This window comes from Rufibacter soli, assembly GCF_054781795.1.
Map to the genome: position 1 here is coordinate 159,298 of NZ_BAAGTS010000003.1, position 18,248 is coordinate 177,545.

An 18,248-nucleotide genomic window follows, 5' to 3' on the forward strand; every position below is an offset into this window, starting at 1 on the left:
TTACAGCCAAAAATGAAAAACCACCTCAGAAACGCCCTTACCGGGGTAGCCCTTTTCCTAGCCGCTGGATGTGCCAGCATCTCAAGCCCAGAAGGCGGAGACAGAGATATAACGGCCCCCACTCTTATAGCCTCTACCCCTAAAAATGGGCTAACCAATACAAAACCTGAAAAGATCATCCTCACTTTTGATGAAGCCATCCAGGCCCCAGATCTTACCCGGGAACTACTCATTGCGCCCTTAACCAACAATACCTACAAGACCAAGATCAAGAACGAGACCATTGAAATAACATTCACAGAACCCTGGCTGGAGAATACCACCTATAATCTCAACTTCAGGAAGGGGATTACAGATGTAACAGAAAAAAACGCCGCCAAAAACCTGGTGATCACTTTTGCCACTGGAAACTACCTGGACTCCGGCAGGGTATCCGGCACCGTGGCTTACCTATTCAGTAACACCACACCCAAAGAAACCAGCGTACTCTTGTACCGGGCCAATGATACCACCCAGATAGCGAAAGGAAAGCCATTGTACGTCACTTCCTCAGATTCTGCGGGGAATTTTACCTTCACCAATATAAAAGAAGGCAATTACCACCTCTACGCTTTACTTGAAACCAACAACACCCTGAAGTATGACAGTGAGAAGGAAGCTATCGCTTACCTGGCAGATTCTATTCAGGTAAGACCTGCGGCCAAAGACCTGAAGCTAATCCTCCATACCCAAGATACAACCAAGCCGAACGTGATTTCCCGCAAGGGTTTCACCAACGCCTATGAGGTGACCTATAATGAAGGCCTGGCCAAAGCCACGGTGAAAGGGGCAGAGAAAAGCGAGGATATTAAATGGCTCCTGGATCCCAACGGTAAAACCTTACGCTTGTTCCCAGCCAAACCGGAAGAAAAGAAATGGCTGGTAGAGGTACAGGACAGTGCCCAAAACGTGAAGGTAGATACCATAGCCGTACGACTAAGTGGAAGCCGCGCGCCCAGAAAAGCCAACAGCTTTACCGTAGCCAACGGCACCACAATTCAACCTGGCCAGGAAATCAAGCTGTCGTTTGAGGTTCCCACCAAAATCGTGCAGCCATTGGGCGCCGTTACTTTGGTATATGATTCGGTTAAAACGGTTTCCAGCAAAGACGCCAAAGACCTTGTGCTAAACCAAACCGGAACAGAGATTACCGTGAAACTCCCCATGGAGGCCAAAAGTCAGGTAACGGTTACGCTAGACACCACTAAAATCGTCCCTTTTATAGGAGATAGATATGCCACCAATACCCAAAAGCTTACTGTTTCGGATAAAATCACCACAGGCAGCCTGCAGGTAAAACTGGCCACCAAGGAAAAGAACTTCTTTGTACAGCTGCTGCGCCAGGACCAGATTGTGAAGGAAGTAAAAAATAAAACCTCCATTCTTTGGACCGACCTAGAGCCCGGTACTTACCAATTACGCATTCTCATTGACGCCAACGGAAACGGGAAATGGGACAATGGCCTTCTAAAAGCCCGCAGATTACCTGAACCGGTGGTGCTTCCCAAGGAAATTTTTGAGATCAGAAGCAACTGGGAAATCGAAACGTCCACCATCCAATTCTAGGTGGAAACCATGTGCACAACTGTGGACAAACTTCTGGACAACTCAAGCGTAAGTCTGATAAATGATTTTACCAAAACCGTGAAACAGCTCGCCTCTCACTCAATTGTGGGAGCCGGTGCATAAAAACAGAAATTGCCTGAAGTTATACACGTGAGTATAAACGTTGGGCAGTTTTAGACACATTTCCTGTGAAAAGGTGGAAAGCTCATTTAAGTGCCTGACAAAGACCAAACAAGAATCCACAAAGAAGCCGGCATAACTGGTACTACCCCGGGGATTATTCAGAAGTGCGGGGATAACCTCTGGAAAAGAAATCTTATCCACTTCTGCACAGCCCTAATGATGAAAAAGATTTATTTTATGAAAAATCATTTTATAATAAATATCACGTGGGGAAAGTGGAAAAGTGGGAAAACCCGCCAGATCGGGTAGGAGAAAGGGGAGCTGGGGCGCGGCGCAAAAATTTAAGCAGGCAGGGTGGGCCGGTCCTAATGTGGAAGAAACCCCAATTTTTGAGTAGTTTTATAAAAACAAGCCGGAAACGGAACCATATAACCACTAGAAACTATGGAACAGGATAGAGAACAATTTGATCATGAGATAAAATTAGGCTACGGCATTGGCGACCTCCGTTTTGGCCTGAGCATGGACCAGGTAGAGGAGATCATGGGCGAGCCCGAAGAAGTAGAAGAGTCTGATGAGGAAGATGAGTTTGAGCACAAGGCCTGGAATTACTGGGACAGCGGCTTCTCTTTCTACTTTGACAAAGAAGATGACTACCGCCTTAGCTGCATAGAGACTGCCAACCCCAACGTGACGCTATGGGGCAAGAAGATCTTTGAAATCAGCCAGCAGGAAGTAGAGCAGCTCTTCAAGCAGCAGGGCGTACAAGACGTAGAGAAAGAGAAAATGGAAAACAACGTGACCTGCCTCTCTTATGAAAACGAAATGATTGACCTTTACTTTGAAGAAGGCAAGCTTTTAGCCGTAAACTTCGGCGTGCACATGGATGAGAATCTGGAAGTTCTTTGGCCAGAGGAAAACCAAGCCTAAGCCTTCATTTTCGTTTAAGTTAAAAGAGAAGCCCCACCCAGTATTATACTGAGGTGGGGCTTCTCTTTTAATCCCAAATTTCCGTTTTGAGCCTGTTTTCCTAAAAATGGGCTCAAAACGGCTCAGAGAAAAGACCAGCAGAAAGGTGAAGTCCTAAAAAGGGCCAATTTTCAAAAAAATCGTCCGCCGTTGGCGGTTTCATCTTTTAAGAAGGCCTCGCTCGTTAAAAGGAAATCCTGAACGCTTAAAAAATTTGCCTGGAAATTACCTGTAGGAAACCGGACCCACCGGCACATCAGCTCATGTAGGGGAAGGGGCCCGGAATTTTTTGGAATAGGAAATTTTCAAATTTAAAGGCCTGTGGCAGCCTTCTTGGCAAAAGAGCACTCAGGGTTGGCAGTTACTCTATATACAGCCTAGAGAAAGGCTTAAAGGGATAAGATGAGTTACTCCTTGAGCGTGGAACATCTGTTTTAAGCCCGTTTTCTTAAAAACAGGCCCAAAACACCCGGCTACTCTGCCCTATTCAAAAAGATAAGCTACCAGTTACCGCTTGGAAATGATTTCTTGGAGGTACCTGATAGCCCTAAAAAAGAAGAGCCGCCTTAAAATAAGGCGGCTCTTTATATAGAAAACGTTTAGCTTATTATTAGGCGAACAACCACCGGAACAGGATGAACAGAGATCCGGAGAGGAACATAGACACCGGCAGGGTCAGGACCCAGGCCATGGCAATGTTTCTGATGGTGGAAGGGTTCAGGTTTTTGATGCCTTTGTTGGCCACCATACTACCCGCAATCCCTGAAGACAGAATGTGGGTGGTACTTACCGGCAACTTGAACACAAACGTAGAGAAACCAATCACACTGGCGGCCATAAACTCAGCAGAGGCGCCTTGCGCATAGGTTAAGTGCTCCTTGCCAATCTTCTCACCAATGGTTTTCACAATCCGTTTCCAGCCAATCATGGTACCAATACCCAGGGAAAGGGCAATCATCATAATCACCCAGTTAGGGGCATAGTCTGTGAAGGAGCGCATACCGGTCACACCTTCTTTCAAGGTCTCTTTGTCGCGCTGGCTCAAGGTCACGTCCTTGCTTTCCAGAAGCTTGTCGGTGCCTTTGGTGATCAAAAGGATATCACGTCTCAGTTTGAATCTAGAGTCTTTGGGCAGTTCCTTCAGGCCGGCATTGGCGGCAAAGATTCCGTTCATTTCACGAACCTCGTTATTCAACAGGGTTAATTGGTGGGCATCTGAAGCAGAAAGCGTGCTGCTGTCTACCTTGGCCAACACCATTTCTACCTTATTAATGGAGGTCTGCAGCTCAAACGGGTTTTTGCTGTTGTCCAAGGCAAAGTAGGTAGGCACTATGGCAATCAAAATCAGCATCACCAGGCCAACCCCTTTCTGCCCGTCATTAGAGCCGTGGAAGAAAGAAACCAGCGTACAGGTAAGAATCAGGATAATTCTAATCCAAAGCGGGGGAGCCTTCCGTTTGTGCGGCTCCTTGAAAATGGTCTTGTTCTTTACAAACCGCTTCAGGATAAACATCAGGAAAACAGTAAGGGTAAAGCCCAGGAAAGGCGATACGATCAAAGACATTCCGGTTTTGGTGGCTTCTGACCAGGCAAAGGTGGCCTCAGTGGTGGAGGGCAACAGAGAATAAGCAATCCCTAGGCCCAGGATAGAGCCAATCAACGTATGCGAACTGGAGGAAGGCAGGCCGTAGTACCAGGTACCCAGGTTCCAGATGATGGCGCTTATCAATAAGGCCCCAATCATGGCAATGCCGTGCCACACGTCCTGGTCAATGAGCGTTTCAATGGGCAGCAGGTACACAATCCCCATGGCTACCCCAATTCCGCCGGCAAAAACGCCAATAAAATTCCAGAAGCCAGACCAGATCACGGCCGCCCAAGGGCGAAGGGTATTGGTGTAGATCACGGTGGCCACGGCGTTGGCGGTGTCATGGAAACCGTTTACAAATTCAAAAAGACAGGCTGCCAGTAAACAGATAATCAGCAGGATCAATAAGTCAGTTTCTAATCCGAACATAAGCGTATAGAGGTGAGAAAAAAGCTGCCAAAATTAAAGTTTTATAACCCGGGCAATGTTACCGAATTGTTAAATAAAACTCAAAGAAGAAGATAAGTGGTCAAATTACAAGCAGATACTAGTGCACGCATACGCAAACGGCTTGATTTAGTAGAAGTGAAAGGGGAAGATTACTTGGGCAAAGTGCGGCAGAAACCTCTATATTTGCGCCTATGAGCACTACTGAGAAAACCACAGAAAACGCGCAGCTGAAAGATATTATATCGCATGCCAAGGAATACGGCTTCGTATTTCCGTCCAGCGAGATTTATGACGGCCTGCAGGCCGTTTATGATTACGGCCAGAACGGGGTGGAACTGAAGAACAACCTCAAGACCCTTTGGTGGAAATGCATGACCCAACTGCACCAGAACGTAGTGGGCATTGACGCCGCCATCTTCATGCACCCCCTTACCTGGAAAGCATCGGGCCACATTGACTCCTTCAATGACCCCATGATTGACAACCTGGATTCTAAAAAGCGCTACCGCGCCGACGTACTCCTGGAAGAGAAAGCCGCTGAGTACGAGAAAGCCGGCACTGTGGACAAAGCCCAGGCCCTGCTCAAAGAAATGGGCCGCCTGCTAGAGGCCGAAGACCTCAAAGGCGTACAGCAACTCATTATCTCAGAAAACATAAAGTGCCCGGTGTCAGGTACTTCCAACTGGACCGAAGTGCGTCAGTTCAACCTGATGTTTTCCACCCAGGTAGGATCTGTGGCCGAGGACTCCAGCACCATTTACCTGCGCCCCGAAACCGCCCAGGGAATTTTCGTGAACTTCCTGAACGTGCAGAAATCTGGCCGCATGAAAGTGCCGTTTGGCATTGCCCAAATTGGGAAAGCGTTCCGGAACGAGATTGTGGCTCGCCAGTTCATCTTCAGGATGCGCGAGTTTGAGCAGATGGAGATGCAGTTCTTTGTGCGCCCTGGCACCGAAGGCGAGTGGTACGAAAACTGGAAAGCCTGGAGAAAGAATTGGCACCTGGCCTTGGGCGTGCCTACCGAAAAACTACGGTTCCACGACCACGACAAGCTGGCCCACTACGCCAAAGCCGCCGTGGACATTGAGTTTGAGTTCCCGTTTGGGTTCAAAGAGGTAGAAGGCATCCATTCCCGCTCTGACTTTGACCTGACCCAGCACCAGAACCTGAGCCGCAAGAAGCAGCAGTACTTTGACAATGACCTCAACGAGGAAGGCAAGCCTTACGGAAACTACGTGCCTTACGTGGTGGAGACCTCCGTGGGCGCTGACCGTCTGTTCCTGATGACGCTCTGCAACGCCTACCAGGAAGAGGAAATCACCGAAGGCGAAAACACCAAGACCCGCACCTTCCTGAAATTCCATCCTGCCATCGCCCCGGTGAAAGCCGCTGTGTTCCCGCTGGTGAAAAAAGATGGCTTGCCAGAGAAAGCCATGGAGATCTTCAATGACCTGAAATTTGATTTCAACATGATCTATGAAGAGCGCGACGCCATTGGCAAGCGCTATACCCGCCAGGATCTGATAGGCACCCCGTTCTGTATTGCCGTAGATTACGAGACCCTGGAAAACGATACCGTGACCGTACGCGAGCGTGACAGCCGCGAGCAGAAACGCATGCACATCTCTGAACTTCGCCAATACATAGGAGACGCTGTAAGCTTCAAACGTATTTTTGAGAAACTATAGATTGTGAATAAAGGCCGTTTTTCTGAAAACTGCCTGAAACCATTTCCACCATAAAAAAAGCCCTTGCGCCCAGCAGGGGCTTTTTTTATGTGTTACTAACCTATCGAGGAGAATTTTCAACGCCTTGTTTTCCACGTATAGCTGTAGGGGCAATCCCTTGTGGTTGCCCTTTGTCGTTCTGCACTCATTGGGCAACCACAAGGGATTGCTCCTACAAGTTCAACAAAGTCAAATCCCATAAAATAAGAGAATGCGTTTTTGGCCCATTTTCCAGAAAACAGGCCAAAACGGAAAAACAGAAAAGGCTCTCCTAATTAAGGTGAGCCTTTTCTGTTTTCTATAAGATCGTAGAGACTTATCGCATACATCCTATGCGCCGGCCAGTACCAAACCCGGAGCTGAAAACAATCAGCAAAAGAAGGTAATCTGGTAATTCTAGAATGCGTGAGGCGTATGCAATTGGTCGAACGCATCAAAAGCACGCCCTACAAAATACCTTATGACCCATAATCAGCAAAGAAGTTCCGGCAAGATTACTCCATGCCCAGCGACGGTTGGGTCTAGCGTCAAATTCTCACCCTCTTGCTGGAACCCGCCTGTGAACGGATGCTCGGCAATGAAAAGGGGCGTGTCCAGGTCTATGTAGTCAAACCCGCCAATACCCGCCGCGAAGTGCGCCGAGAAGGTCATGGCCAGGATGCTTTCCACCATGCCGCCAATCATGAGGCCTAGGCCGTGTACCTGCGCCAGGGCCGCCATCTGCAACGCCTCCAGCACCCCGCCCTTCATCAGTTTTATGTTGACAACCGCGGCGCTTCGGTCCTGGGCCAACTGCGCCACGTCTCGGGCGCTGCGCGCCGATTCATCTGCGGCAATGGGGAAAGGGCAGGTGGTTGCCAACACGGCCAAGTCTTCCCAGCTATCCCTTGGAAGCGGCTGTTCCAATAGAATAACCGGGATTTTAGCTTCCGCCAGTCTGTTAACAAAGTCCTGAGCCCGGGCTAGATCATAGCCGCAATTTCCGTCTACAATCAGTTTTGCCGCCGGGGCCGCCATGTGGATGGCCTGCAGTCGGCGCACGTCATAATCCACATCCGTGCCTTCGGTCTTCACCTTTATTATAGAGAAGCCGCGTTCTACAATAGAGCGCGCTGAGGCGGCGGCGTGGGCTTCGTCTCCAGCGGTAATGGTCAGGTCGGTTTTTAGCTGCGTCTGCACACCCCCGAAGAAAACGTAGAGCGGCATCTGGTAATGTTTGCAGAGCGCGTCTAGAATGGCCATCTCCAGCCCGCACCGGGCGGCGGGCGCCGCAGGCGCCAATTCCTCTAAATGCTTAGCCAGGGTGCGCCAGTTTTTTACATCTTTCTGCAGCAGCTGCTTTTCAAGGTCTTTTAATACGGCCAGCGTGCTTTCCTGGGTCTCGCCACTTACGGCCGGGAAGGGGGCTGCTTCGCCCAGGCCCGTGGTTCCATCGGCTAGCTGTACCTGCACCATTACATTCTCTACCTGGTACTGGGTGCCGGTGGCAATGGCGAAGGGTTCCAACAAGGGCAAACTCAATGGTTGAAAACGAACGGAGATTATTTGGGTGGGAGACATAAAAGGGAGTGGATAAGTGTTGAAGCAAAGAAACAAAGAATGCAGGTATTGACGGCAAAAATCCGCTTGAAATGTAAGGAGCGTAATTTTCACGAAAACCAAGGGATGAGAAATCCACATTCCGTTTTAAGCCTGTTTTCCCAAAAGCAGCCTTAAAACGCTAAGGCCAGCCGGCCTCCCTTTCCGCAAGAGCTACCCTACAACAGGTTTTGCCCAGGCGCCGCCCGCAGACGAAAAGAAAAACGTGGTGGCAGGGTACGACTTTCCGTTTTGGGCCTGATTTGGCCAAAACGGCCCCGAAACGGAAAAAACACTTGTACCGCCCACACAAATTTTTATTGCTTAACTTTGCTAATGGAACCCTTGCGTGTAAGGTAGCTTTATTTTATAGCGCGGACGGTTGAGAAGCGCCAGCTGTAGGAACCTGTTTTCTAATCAGTAAGGCTTCCCTCAAGAAGAATTGAATAACACCTACCACCATATAGACCAAAAGGTGAAGTACAACGAGTATAAACAACTAGACTACGCGGGCCTGGCCGAGGAGGTGAGAGCCTACTGGAAGCAGAACCGCATCTTTGAGAAATCAGTGGAGACCCGCGCCGGTCAGCCCACGTTCGTGTTTTATGAAGGCCCCCCTTCAGCCAATGGTGCCCCGGGTATTCACCACGTGATGGCCCGCGCCGTGAAAGACATTTTCTGCCGCTACAAAACCCTGCAGGGTTTTCAGGTAGAGCGTAAAGGCGGCTGGGACACCCATGGCCTGCCCATTGAGCTGCAGGTAGAAAAAGAACTAGGCATCACCAAGGAAGACATCGGCAAGACCATCACGGTAGAGGAATACAACGCCCGCTGCCGCGAGACCGTGATGCGTTTCAAAGACCAGTGGGATGACCTCACCGAGCGCATGGGCTATTGGGTAGACCTGGACAACCCGTACATCACCTTTGAGAACCAATATATAGAGTCTAACTGGGCCCTGCTCAAAAAACTCTATGACAAAGGCTTCCTCTATAAAGGCTACACTATCCAGCCGTTCTCTCCTGCGGCCGGTACTGGCTTGAGCTCCCATGAGCTGAACCAGCCGGGCACGTACCGCAACGTGAAAGACACGTCTATCGTGGCCCAGTTCAAGATCAGGCAAAACGAGAAGTCTGAGTTCCTGTTCCGGGTGGCAGACAACAACCAGTTCCTGGCCTGGACCACCACGCCTTGGACCTTGCCCGCCAACACCGCGCTGGCCGTGGGCAAGAACATCAAGTACGTGCAGGTAAAGACTTACAACCCGTACGTCTTCACCCCCGTGACCGTGATTCTGGCCAAAGACCTGGTGGGGCAGTATTTCTCGCCTAAGGCCGCCGAGCTGGAGCTGGACGCCTATAACCCCGGCGACAAACTTATCCCGTTCAAAATAGTGAACGAGTTCACCGGCGAGCAACTGGCTGGCATAGAGTACGAGCAGCTCATGCCGTACGTGCAGCCGGACAAGCCCGCCTTCCGGGTAGTGATCGGGGACTTCGTGACCACCGAGGACGGTACCGGCATTGTGCATATCTCGCCCACCTTCGGTGCTGATGACTTTAGGGTAGCCGCCCAGAATGACATCCCCGCGCTGTTAATAACTGATGAGAATGGCAAGCCCGCTCCCTTGGTAAACCGTCAGGGACGCTTCGTGAAAGAGGTCACTGACTTTGCCGGCATGCCGGTGAAGAACTATGACGGCTTAGACGAGAACGCCAAAGACTACAAAAGCACCGATGTACTCATCTCCATCAAACTGAAGGAGGAGGGCAAAGCCTTTAAGGTAGAGAAGTACGAGCACAGTTACCCACACTGCTGGCGTACTGATAAGCCGGTGTTATACTACCCGCTGGATAGCTGGTTTATCAAAACCACCGCCGTGAAGGCCCGGATGATTGAACTGAACAAGACCATCAACTGGAAACCGGAGTCTACCGGTACCGGCCGATTCGGTAACTGGTTGGAGAACCTGGTTGACTGGAACCTGTCGCGCTCGCGCTACTGGGGAACGCCGCTGCCTATCTGGCGTACCGAGGAAGGCGATGAGGAAATCTGCATCGGCTCCGTGGCCGAACTTGACCGTGAGATTGAGCGCAGCATTGCCGCCGGTTTCATGTCTGAAAACCCCTTGCGCCTGGCCAAAGTGCATGTGGAAAAACCTACCGGTACGGAGAGTGAGCATCAGGCCAATACCCTGCTGGAATTTGCTGGCGAGTTTGCCTTGAGCCCCACCGGTACCGAGGAACCCCGCACGGAACTAGGCGTCACCGACTTCAACTATGAAGGCTTTGACCTGCACCGCCCTTACGTGGATAACATTGTGTTGGTAAGCCCGAGTGGCAAACCCATGAACCGTGAGCTGGACCTCATTGACGTGTGGTTTGACTCCGGCGCCATGCCCTACGCACAGTGGCATTACCCGTTTGAGAACGAGGAAAAATTCAAAGCCAACTTCCCGGCAGACTTCATCGCTGAAGGCGTGGACCAGACCCGCGGTTGGTTCTTCACCCTGCACGCGCTGGCCGTGATGCTGGAAGATAGCGTGGCCTTCAAGAACGTGATCGCGAACGGTCTGGTGCTGGATAAGAACGGCAACAAGATGAGCAAGCGCCTGGGCAATGCCGTAGATCCGTTTGAGACCATCGGTCGCTTCGGTCCGGATGCCACCCGCTGGTACATGATCGTGAACGCGCCGCCTTGGGATAACCTTAAGTTCAACCTGGACGGCGTCACCGAAGTGCAGCGCCGGTTCTTTGGCACGCTGCAGAACACGTACTCGTTCTTCGCGCTGTACGCTAACCTGGACGGCTTCACCTTTGAAGGAACAGAGATACCGGTTAGCCAGCGCACCGAAAGCGATCGCTGGATCATCTCCCGCCTAAACACGCTGGTGAAAGAAGTGGGTGCGTACTTTGATGATTACGATCCTACCAAAGCTGCCCGCGCCATCCAGGATTTCGTGGCCGATGAACTGAGTAACTGGTACGTGCGCCTGAACCGCAAACGTTTCTGGAAAGGCGAATTGAACCAGGACAAGCAGGCTGCTTACCAAACGTTGTACACCTGTCTGGAAACTGTAGCCAAGCTGGCCTCGCCCATTGCGCCGTTCTACATGGACCGTCTGTTCCTGGACCTCAACCGCGTGAGTGGCCGCAGTACTTCTGAGTCTATTCACCTGGAGCGTTTCCCGCAAGTGCAGGAAAATCTGATTGACGTAGACTTGGAGCAGCGCATGCAACTGGCGCAGAACGTGTCTTCCCTGGTGCACTCACTGCGCAAGAAGCACATGATCAAAGTGCGCCAGCCGTTGAGCCGTATCTTGGTGCCTATCCTGGATGAGAAGATGAAGACCCAGTTGGAAGCCGTCTCTGACCTGATCCTTTCTGAGGTGAACGTGAAGAGCCTGGAGTTCCTGGAAGACACCACCGGAATCCTGGTCAAGAAAATCAAGCCCAACTTCAAGCGTCTGGGCCAGGTGTTCGGGCCGAAGCTCAAGTTGGTGGCCGCCCAGATCCAGCAGATGAACCAGGAGGATATTGCCCGCATGGAGCGCGAAGGTTTCTTTGAGATTCCGGTAGAAGATGACACCACCGTGTTGAGCCGCGAAGACGTGGAAATCATGTCTGAGGATATACCAGGTTGGCTAGTGGCTTCTGAAGGCGCCTTGACCGTAGCCCTGGACATCAATATCTCTGAGGAGCTTCGCCTGGAAGGCATGGCCCGCGAGTTGGTGAACCGTCTGCAGAACCTGCGCAAAGACAGCGGCCTGGAAGTACAGGACAAAATACGCGTGTTCCTGCAGGAAGGCAATGTAGAGGTAGCTGCCGCCGTTCAAGCATTTGGAGGCTATATAGCAGAAGAGGTGCAAGCCTTAGAACTGGCTTTAGTACCTTCTTTACCTACAGACCAAACCACCGTGCTGGAAATGGAAGGCTTCAACCTGCCAGTCCGGCTGGAAGTGGCCCGCTAAGGTGCTGCCTGCCAGGAGATTTAAATAAAATTAAACGCCTGGGCGTTTTGGGCCCGTTTTTCTAAAAACAGGTCCAAAACGCCCAGGTTAACCCTAACCCATGAAATACGCTAAATATTATCTGCTGGCCCTGCTGGTGATTGCCATTGACCAGGCGGTGAAGATGCTGGTGCATTACAACATGCAAATGGGCCTGCCAGGCCAGATCCCGGTCTTTGGCGATTGGTTCAAGCTGCATTACACCCTTAACCCGGGCATGGCCTTTGGGGTGGAACTGGGCTCAGACTATGGCAAGATCATCTTGACCGTCTTCAGGATGATAGCCATGGTAGGTATAGGCTATTTAGTGTATTATCTGGTCAAGCACCGGTACCACCAGGGCCTGATTTGGTGCGTGGGTCTAATCTTGGGAGGAGCCATTGGTAACCTGATTGACAGTATTTTCTACGGGGTATTTTTAGACAACGCACCTTATGACGCTTCCACTCCCTGGCTGCACGGGCAGGTGATAGACATGTTCTATATTGATATATGGGAAGGCATCTTGCCCACCTGGATTCCGGTCATTGGCGGAACGCCCATGTCGCTCTGGCCTATTTTCAATATAGCAGATGCGGCAATTTTTGTAGGAGTGTTGATCATTATCTTTAACCAGAATAGGTTTTTGAACCCGCCCCCCACCACCCATGAAAAGCATGAAATGAATGCCGTAGAGGCATAAAACAGAGAGGGCCGTCCTGTAAAGACGGCCCTCTCTGTTTTGAAAATAGAAGTCTAGAAAGAATATCCCATGTTCAGGCCTACCGCAAAAATGGCGGTTCCTTTGTTATACATATAGCCGCTGGCGCGCATGCCAAAAAACAGGCGGTTGTTATCAAAGAAATCAGATTCTATTACGGCTTTTCCGCCTACGTCTTTCTCCCGTATATGCACAAATACCTCGTCGGTGGCCACGCCAGGGGTAATAGTACCGCCACTGCCGCTGCCTGTTCCCTTCACTAGGTCTAATTCAGATCTTCGGCGCACGGCTGGCCCGAAACCAAATTTAATGGAGTATCTTCCGGTCTCTGTTAAATCAAAATACACTGAGGTGTCAAACATGACAAACGCCTTGCGGGAGGTGAAGATGCTGCGTTGGTGGTCATATCTGGAGGAGCTCAGGTACTCGCCAGAAACCGCAAAGTGGATCTTGTCGGTCAATTCCCGGTTGTATTGCTGGGAGAAAAGAGCCCCGCTGTTATCGCCTTCCAGTATATAGGCAAAGCCCACCCCAGTCCTAAAATGGTTAGGGTACAAGTGTTGCGCCGAAAGGGAAGGAGCTATGAAAAGCAAAAGTAAACCCACCAAGAACAGTTTCCCGGAAAGGGCACGAGAGTAAAAAGGATGTTTCATAAAACCTTTAACAAGACAGGAGATGGAAGGGGAATGGAATAATGTACCCTGCATTACTTAAATTTTATAAATTTAGTTGTGCCCCAGAATTATTTTTGGCTGTTGCCCGGTGCCCTAGTTTCCTAACCGCCAATGCCTCTTTTACTTAACCATGGCGGTCTAGGATTGGCTGCAGTGACAAAGAAGAGGAGCCCAAGCCTCATTCCTAAAAATAACCACAGGAAAAGGCCACAGCTTAGAATAATTAAAAGACTTTGGGAAAACCTGGTCACTTGTTTACTCCTGTAACTACCGTACTATCTGCTGGGTAGCCCTGTTTCCAGCAATCTAACCCTGTTTTAACTATGACGCCTTCTCCTCCGCTTTTACAGATTACAGATCTCTGTATAGAGTTTTCAGCTTCACAGGGAAATGTAAAGGCGGTAGACATGGTTTCCTTCACCCTGCAGCAGGGAGAGGCGGTGGCCATAGTGGGGGAGTCTGGTTCTGGGAAAACCTTAACGGCACTTTCCCTTATGCAGCTATTGCCTTCGGCGGCCCAGCAACAGTCTGGCCAAGCGGAGTTTCAGTCGGCACAGTGGGGCCCAATTGACCTGTATCAACTTGGCCCCAAGGAACTGCAGAAAGTGCGGGGCAAAGAGATAGCTGTGATTTTTCAGGAACCCATGTCTTCTCTGAACCCAGTTATCTCCTGTGGAAAACAAGTAGCTGAAGCATTGTTGCTTCACTATAGAATTTCCAAAGAAGAGGCCTACCAGCGCACGCTGGCAATCTTTGAGTTAGTGAAGCTTCCTACACCAGAGCGGATTTTCAAGAGTTTTCCACATGAACTTTCTGGCGGGCAGAAGCAGCGGGTTATGCTGGCCATGGCTATGAGCTGTGACCCGGCCATCTTGATAGCAGACGAGCCTACCACCGCGCTAGACGTTACCGTTCAAGCCAGTATTCTGCAGTTATTGAATGAGCTTAGGCAACAGAAGGAAATGTCTCTGCTGTTTATTTCACATGACTTAAGTGTGGTGGGCCAGGTAGCAGACCGGGTACTGGTCATGTACCAAGGCAAAATAGTAGAGGAAGGGACAGTGCAGCAAATCTTTGCCGACCCGCAGCATCCTTACACCAAAGCCTTGTTGGCCTGCCGCCCCACCATGAACACCCAGGGAACCGTGCTTCCTACGGTAGCTGATTTCATGCAAAAAACTGACGCGGTTATAACTGGAAAAGAGCAGCAAATAGCTTCAGGTAACCTCCCTAGGCCACTGGAGGGAAGAGTGGATAACCTCTATTTCCAGAGGGAGAAAGTACAGGATTTGACGGTTCAGGACCCTATTCTTCAGGTGCAGAATCTCCAGGTGGAATTTACCAGGGGAAGAAACTTCTTTTGGCAGCCAAAAGAAGTGATAAAGGCCGTAAACGGGGTTTCTTTTGATGTTTTTCCCCAGGAGACCACAGCTATTGTAGGGGAATCAGGCTGTGGAAAAACTACCTTAGGCAGGTCCTTGTTACGGTTAATAGAGCCTTCCGGTGGCAAGGTAGTTTTCAACGGGCAAGACTGGAGTACTTTACCTGAGCAGGAGATACGGAAACAGCGCAAAGAGTTCCAGATTATTTTCCAGGACCCTCAGGCCTCCTTAAACCCCTTCATGAAAATAGGCGCCGCCATCATGGAACCCATGCAGGTGCATAACGTGTTAAAAAATGATCGGGAGCGAAAGCAGCGCGTACTAGAATTACTGGAAACTGTAAATCTTCTTCCCGAGCATTTTAACCGTTATCCCCATGAATTCTCTGGCGGCCAACAACAGCGTATCTGCATTGCCAGGGCGTTGGCGCTAGAACCCACGAGTATCATCTGTGATGAGATTGTCTCTGCCCTGGATGTGTCTGTGCAGGCACAAGTCCTGAATCTGCTCAACCGCTTAAAGCAACAATTCAAGCTAACCATCTTATTTATCACCCATGATCTGGCAGTGGCCAGGTTTATGGCAGACCGTGTGTTTGTCATGGACCAAGGGGTGATAGTAGAGCAAGGCACGGCACAGGAGATCTTCCAGCACCCAAAGCACCCTTTTACCAAGGCATTAGTGCAGGCTATTCCGTCTGCTGAGATACCAGATATTTTAGCAAGCCAAAGGAAACGAAATACCTATAAAGCAAGTATAGACGAATAGATATATTTGTACCGGGTATCTGTGACCTGTTTTAAGCCCGTTTTTTAGAAAACAGGCCTAAAACACCAAACAAGCGGCTTTCAATAAGAGAAGGCCAAAAATAAAATTTAACGGCAGCCAAGATAACGCTGCCAGTTTTGGCCCTGCTCCTTTTTTATTGGGGAGAAGTGGGCCAGCAAACATTGAAAAGATTAATGGAAAGAAAAAGAAGAGAACGTGGCCCAGGCAAAGAATCTGGCCCCCGCTCCAATAGTGCAGGAAAAGATAAAGGTGCTCCCCGCCGCAGCGGAAAGCGCCAAAGCCAAAACGTTGGCGAAGTATCAAAAGAAGTGTTGCTGAACGTTTTTCTACGGGAGCCCCAGCAGGTATTCACCTACCGGCAGTTACACCGGAGATTAGGCATTACCACCAAAGAAGGCCGTGAAGTGGTCTCTGAGCTCTTGAAGAAGATGCGCAAGAACGGCGAGTTAGTGCATTTGCAGGATGACTCCTACAAGTTTAACCCAGACTTTGTACGCACCGAACGGGAAACTACCCGTGGCGAGCGCACCAGCCGCCGCGACTCGGATCGTGGGGGACGGGACAGAGACCGTGACCGGGGAGGAATAACTTCCAGAAGAGGTGGCCCAACCATTATTGGAAAGGTAGACCTGGCCAATGCCCGCCACGCCTATGTGGTCACGGAAGAAACCGATCAGGACGTGCGTGTACCCGTGGAAAAACTCATGTTTGCCATGGACGGTGACACCGTGCGCGTGCAACTGAGAGGTACCCGCCGGGCAAATGAGCGCCCAGAAGGGCAGGTAGTAGAAGTTCTGGTAAGGGAGCGCGAAGAAATTGTAGGCCGTCTGGAAATGTCCAAAGGCTACGGGTTCATTGTGCCTGACCAGAAGAAGATGTACTTTGATGTGTTTGTGGGCGAACGCGGCCTAGCCGATGCCCAGGACGGCGACAAAGTATTGGTGCATATCACCGAGTGGCCAGATGATCCTTCCAAGAGCCCAACTGGGGAAATCACGCGGGTATTTGGCCCGGCCGGAGAACACAACGCCGAGATTCACGCCATCATGGCGGAGTTTGGGTTGCCGTTTGAGTTCCCGGAATCAGTAGAAAAAGAGGCCAATGCCATTCCCGAAGGAATTACCCAGGAAGAGATTGCCCAGCGCCGCGACTTCAGGGATGTGACTACCTTTACCATTGACCCCGCTGATGCCAAGGACTTTGATGACGCGCTAAGCGTGCGCCAACTGGAAAACGGCAACTGGGAGATTGGCGTGCACATTGCTGATGTGACGCATTACGTGCAGCCCAATACCAAACTGGAAAAAGAAGCCTACCGCCGGGCCACGTCAGTGTACCTAGTAGACCGCACCATTCCTATGTTGCCAGAGCGCCTTTCCAATGGTTTGTGCTCGCTGCGCCCTAATGAAGATAAGCTAACCTTCTCGGTGGTATTTGAGATTGATGAGAACGCCAAGATCCATGATTATTGGATTGGCCGTACCATTATCCACTCAGACCGTCGCTTCTCTTATGAGGAAGCCCAGCAGGTGATTGAAACCCTGGAAGGCGACTATTCTACAGAGATTCTAAAGTTGAACGAGCTGGCCAAGAAGTTCAAAGACAAGCGCTTTAAAAACGGCGCGGTAAACTTTGAAACCATTGAGGTAAAGTTCAAGCTGGATGAGAACGGCAAGCCCTTGTCTCTGTATGTGAAGGAACGTAAAGACGCGCATAAGCTTATTGAGGAATTCATGCTGTTGGCCAACAAATTTGTAGCCGAGCACGTGTTCAAGCTCCGGAAAGGCAAAAACAAACTGACCATGGTGTACCGCACCCACGGCTCTCCTGACCCCGAGAAACTGATGAACTTCTCTTTGTTTGCCCGTAAGTTCGGCTACAAGGTAGATCTGGAGGAAGGCCGTGACATCTCAGCGGAGTTGAACAAGCTGGCCGCCCAAACCGAAGGCAAACCCGAGCAGCACGTATTGCAGAGTCTGGCCATCAGGACCATGGCGAAAGCGAAGTACAGTACCGAGGCCGAAGGACACTTTGGACTGGCGTTTGCGCATTACTCGCACTTCACCTCGCCTATTAGAAGGTACCCAGACATGATGGCCCACCGCCTCATTGACCAGTACCTGAAAGGGGGACAAAGCGCTGAGCTGGAAGAGTATGAAGAGCGCAGCCTGCATTCCTCAGACATGGAGAAACGCGCCGCCGATGCGGAACGGGCTTCCATCAAGTTCAAACAGGTAGAGTTCATCAGTGGCTTTATCGGGCATCAGTTTAAAGGCATTGTCTCAGGCTTGACTGAGTGGGGCATGTACGTGGAGATTGAGGAGAACAAATGCGAAGGCATGGTTCGCCTAGCCGATCTGAAAGACGATTTCTACGAGCTGGATGCGGCTAACTACCGCATTATTGGCCGTAGCAATAAGAAGATTATCTCCTTTGGGGATGAGGTGATGGTAGAGGTAAAAGCCGCCAACATCTTGGAACGCACCATTGACCTGGAGCTGATAGATAAAGTTTAAAGATCAGTTTCCTAAAAACTCTTAAGCGTTTATGGCCTTTCTTCTCAGAAGGGGGCCATAAACGCTTTTTAACTATACTTAAAAACAAAAAAGCTTTCGTCCTGAATTTGCCGTAGCTTTGGTGGACGGTAAAGAAGC

Annotated in this window: 10 protein-coding genes; 7 read left to right on the plus strand and 3 right to left on the minus strand. The window is 50.4% G+C overall.

What is annotated here, in order from left to right; all coding sequences use genetic code 11:
* Positions 1–12: 12 nt before the first annotated feature.
* Together ACYVJQ_RS14095 and ACYVJQ_RS14100 are read left to right on the plus strand one after the other, a co-directional pair.
* On the plus strand, positions 13–1,605 hold the full coding sequence (locus tag ACYVJQ_RS14095) for an Ig-like domain-containing protein (protein WP_460893745.1): 1,593 nt from the start codon (positions 13–15) through the stop codon (positions 1,603–1,605).
* A 567-nt stretch (positions 1,606–2,172) separates the two neighbouring features.
* A complete protein-coding gene (locus ACYVJQ_RS14100; protein WP_460893746.1) occupies positions 2,173–2,658 on the plus strand; it encodes a hypothetical protein in 486 nt (161 codons plus the stop codon).
* Between the two features lie 649 nt (positions 2,659–3,307).
* Here ACYVJQ_RS14100 and ACYVJQ_RS14105 read toward each other — a convergent pair.
* Positions 3,308–4,714, minus strand: coding sequence for an inorganic phosphate transporter (locus ACYVJQ_RS14105; RefSeq protein WP_460893747.1), 1,407 nt, complete (start codon positions 4,712–4,714; stop codon positions 3,308–3,310).
* A 212-nt stretch (positions 4,715–4,926) separates the two neighbouring features.
* Here ACYVJQ_RS14105 and ACYVJQ_RS14110 point away from each other — a divergent pair, with 212 nt between their 5' ends.
* Positions 4,927–6,423: a glycine--tRNA ligase gene (locus ACYVJQ_RS14110; protein ID WP_460893748.1), complete on the plus strand. Its 1,497-nt coding sequence runs from the start codon at positions 4,927–4,929 to the stop codon at positions 6,421–6,423.
* 510 nt (positions 6,424–6,933) lie between these two features.
* On the opposite strand, the gene ACYVJQ_RS14115 is transcribed toward ACYVJQ_RS14110, so the two are convergent.
* Positions 6,934–8,022, minus strand: coding sequence for a dipeptide epimerase (locus tag ACYVJQ_RS14115; RefSeq protein ID WP_460893749.1), 1,089 nt, complete (start codon positions 8,020–8,022; stop codon positions 6,934–6,936).
* Positions 8,023–8,515: 493 nt separating this feature from the next.
* Here ACYVJQ_RS14115 and ileS point away from each other — a divergent pair, with 493 nt between their 5' ends.
* Both ileS and ACYVJQ_RS14125 read left to right on the plus strand, forming a co-directional pair.
* A complete protein-coding gene (ileS, locus tag ACYVJQ_RS14120) occupies positions 8,516–12,010 on the plus strand; it encodes an isoleucine--tRNA ligase (RefSeq protein ID WP_460893859.1) in 3,495 nt (1,164 codons plus the stop codon).
* 100 nt (positions 12,011–12,110) lie between these two features.
* Positions 12,111–12,731, plus strand: a complete 621-nt coding sequence (locus ACYVJQ_RS14125) for a lipoprotein signal peptidase (RefSeq protein WP_460893750.1) — start codon at positions 12,111–12,113, stop codon at positions 12,729–12,731.
* A 53-nt stretch (positions 12,732–12,784) separates the two neighbouring features.
* On the opposite strand, the gene ACYVJQ_RS14130 is transcribed toward ACYVJQ_RS14125, so the two are convergent.
* On the minus strand, positions 12,785–13,402 hold the full coding sequence (locus tag ACYVJQ_RS14130; RefSeq protein WP_460893751.1) for a hypothetical protein: 618 nt from the start codon (positions 13,400–13,402) through the stop codon (positions 12,785–12,787).
* Between the two features lie 344 nt (positions 13,403–13,746).
* Here ACYVJQ_RS14130 and ACYVJQ_RS14135 point away from each other — a divergent pair, with 344 nt between their 5' ends.
* A complete protein-coding gene (locus ACYVJQ_RS14135; RefSeq protein WP_460893752.1) occupies positions 13,747–15,573 on the plus strand; it encodes an ABC transporter ATP-binding protein in 1,827 nt (608 codons plus the stop codon).
* Between the two features lie 194 nt (positions 15,574–15,767).
* On the plus strand, positions 15,768–18,110 hold the full coding sequence (rnr, locus tag ACYVJQ_RS14140; RefSeq protein ID WP_460893753.1) for a ribonuclease R: 2,343 nt from the start codon (positions 15,768–15,770) through the stop codon (positions 18,108–18,110).
* Positions 18,111–18,248: the final 138 nt, after the last annotated feature.

Excerpts from the sequence above, each read along its gene's own strand:
- ACYVJQ_RS14095 (WP_460893745.1), top strand. The coding sequence starts at position 13 with ATGAAAAACCACCTCAGAAACGCCCTTACCGGGGTAGCCCTTTTCCTA.
- ACYVJQ_RS14100 (WP_460893746.1), top strand. The coding sequence starts at position 2,173 with ATGGAACAGGATAGAGAACAATTTGATCATGAGATAAAATTAGGCTAC.
- ACYVJQ_RS14105 (WP_460893747.1), bottom strand. The coding sequence starts at position 4,714 with ATGTTCGGATTAGAAACTGACTTATTGATCCTGCTGATTATCTGTTTA.
- ACYVJQ_RS14110 (WP_460893748.1), top strand. The coding sequence starts at position 4,927 with ATGAGCACTACTGAGAAAACCACAGAAAACGCGCAGCTGAAAGATATT.
- ACYVJQ_RS14115 (WP_460893749.1), bottom strand. The coding sequence starts at position 8,022 with ATGTCTCCCACCCAAATAATCTCCGTTCGTTTTCAACCATTGAGTTTG.
- ACYVJQ_RS14125 (WP_460893750.1), top strand. The coding sequence starts at position 12,111 with ATGAAATACGCTAAATATTATCTGCTGGCCCTGCTGGTGATTGCCATT.
- ACYVJQ_RS14130 (WP_460893751.1), bottom strand. The coding sequence starts at position 13,402 with ATGAAACATCCTTTTTACTCTCGTGCCCTTTCCGGGAAACTGTTCTTG.
- ACYVJQ_RS14135 (WP_460893752.1), top strand. The coding sequence starts at position 13,747 with ATGACGCCTTCTCCTCCGCTTTTACAGATTACAGATCTCTGTATAGAG.
- rnr (WP_460893753.1), top strand. The coding sequence starts at position 15,768 with ATGGAAAGAAAAAGAAGAGAACGTGGCCCAGGCAAAGAATCTGGCCCC.